Raw genomic sequence first — 1,543 nt, 5'->3', positions numbered from 1 at the left:
TGGTGCTGCAGGTGGCCGTCGGTTTTCTTCGCCCCCTTGGCGTTGTCCGGCTTGATTTCCTCCGGCCCGGTTTCCTGGGTGTCGGCCAGCTGTGCCGTAGCGGTATCGGCCAGGGATTGCGCCAGGCTGAGCGCGGCGTCGAGTTGCTGCTGGGCACCGTCGCGCGCCAGCTGTTTGCCGCCGGCAGCGGCCTGCGCTTCGGTGCTGAGCAGCAGGCCGTGCGCGGCGCGGATCGCCCCGTGGCGGTCGGTCCGCAACTCGAAGCCGTCGCCACGCGGCGTAGCCTTGCCATCGCTGCGCGGGTGGCTGAGGAAGCCCTGGTTGAGCTGGGTGTGGCCGTGTTCGCTGCTTAGTTTCGCCCGCACCTCGCCCGGGCTGTCGTCGAACAGCAGCTCGTTGTACTGGCCGCCGTGGTGTTCCTTGCTCTTGATGCCGGACAGCGTCTTGTTGCCCGGCAGGCTGCCGGCGCCGCTGAACGTCGGCGGCGGGTGGCTGCCGTTGTACAGCACGCCGGTGATCACCGGCCGGTCGATATCGCCTTCGATGAAGTCGACCAGCACTTCCTGGCCGATGCGTGGGATGAACTGGTGGCCCCAGCCGGCACCGGCACTGGGCATCGCCACCCGCAGCCAGCAGCTGGAACGCTCGTCGAGGTTGGCGCCGCTGTCCGGATGCTCGTCCGGCCGCTGCCAGTGGAACTGTACCTTGATGCGGCCCTGCGCGTCGGTGTGCACTTCCTCGTTGGCCGGGCCGACCACGGTGGCGGTCTGTGCGCCGCGGGCAGTGGGTTTGGCGTGGGCGCTGTCGGCGTAGGCCGGGGTGAGCGGCAGGCCGCGGCGCTGGGCGTCGAACTCGCTGCGGAACGGCGCGTCCTCGCCATCGCCGCTGGCGGCCAAGGTTGGCCGCAAGGCGGCGGGCAGGCTGCGCGCCAGCTCGGCCGGCAGGTTGTTGCGTACGGTCAGCGTCTGGCGGGTGAGCACGAATTCGCGCTGCTCGGCGCCATCACCATCGTGTGCCGGGTGGCCGTCGAGGCGGAACCATTGCCCGGCCACCAAGCCGCGCACCGCGCCGCCGCCGGAGAAGGTCTTGGCCTGCGCGTCGTGCGCCTGCTGCCGCAGCCGCGCGTAGTGGCTGAGCTGTTCGGCATCACTGGCGTAGTAGGCGCCGGGGGCGTCGTAGTGCTGCAGACTGCTCTGCAAGCGGCTGCCGTCCAGCCCCTGATCCAGCGCCGATTCGTCACCGCTGTGGCCGGTGGCTACCGGCTGGTAGTCGAACGTCGCCAGCGCCACGCTGCCGGGCACGATCTGCCGCGCGCCGTCCCAGCGGGTGAGGCCGTCCTCTTCTTCCGTTGCATCGCTGCGGTGGAAACGCACCCGTTCGAGGTTGGCCGCCGGCAAGCTGTACGGGTCGTCGAAGGCCACCAGCTTGACCTGCGGCGTGTCGCCATCCAGGTGCTCGTAGCGCCAGGACAGCCCTTCCTCACGCAGCAGGCGGCAGATGAAATCGTGATCGGATTCACGGTACTGCAGGCAGTAGCTGCGCG

General features: G+C 69.9%; 1 protein-coding gene. It reads right to left on the bottom strand.

What is annotated here, in order from left to right:
• Positions 1 to 1,543 (bottom strand): type VI secretion system Vgr family protein (locus ACFOLG_RS15315; RefSeq protein WP_386093369.1); only part of this gene is annotated, 1,543 nt, incomplete at both ends.

The organism is Vogesella facilis, assembly GCF_042648525.1.
Taxonomy (GTDB): domain Bacteria; phylum Pseudomonadota; class Gammaproteobacteria; order Burkholderiales; family Chromobacteriaceae; genus Vogesella; species Vogesella facilis.
Note: the sequence above shows the minus strand (reverse complement) of the source record. Positions and strands in the feature narration are given on the sequence as shown.